General features: G+C 53.9%; 1 pseudogene. It reads left to right on the top strand.

From position 1 onward, the window contains the following. Positions 1–149 precede the first annotated feature (149 nt). A pseudogene (locus tag ACQUQO_RS18295) lies at positions 150–508 on the top strand (IS630 family transposase); the annotation flags it as partial.

Raw genomic sequence — 508 nt, 5'->3', positions numbered from 1 at the left:
CAATCGAGTGAGTTTCGCTCGATCTTGGATCGATGCATTTCTCGATTCTCGTTTGCAATACTTATCTTAGTCACTATGAAATCAGTCGCGCGCTTGATTGCGGACAATCAACTCCCTACCGCGCACGCAAACGCTACGCTGACTGAGGGATTGCAGCGATTCATCGCCGGAACCCCGACCGCGAATACGACCGTAAACTCGACGGTGAAGACGAAGCTCATCTCATCGCCCTCGCGACCAGCGAGCCGCCCGACGGGCGCGCTCGCTGGATCCTTCGCCTTCTTTCCGACGAACTCGTCGCCCTCGAAGGGATCGACCACGAATCGGTCTCCTACGAAACCGTTCGCCAAGTCCAAAAAAAAAAGCTCCAGTCTCACCGATCCAAACAATGGGTGATCCTGCCGGAGCAGAACACCGAATTCATCTACCACACTCAGCTTTGCACGTTCAGAGATACCACCCTTTTGAACCGTCTGAGCCGTCCGAGTGAAGGAAGAGATGCTCTATT

The sequence above is a fragment of the Halococcus sp. AFM35 genome (assembly GCF_051195015.1).
In the GTDB taxonomy this organism is placed as follows: domain Archaea; phylum Halobacteriota; class Halobacteria; order Halobacteriales; family Halococcaceae; genus Halococcus.
The sequence above is the reverse complement of the archived record's forward strand: the minus strand, read 5'-3'. Positions and strand labels throughout refer to the sequence as shown.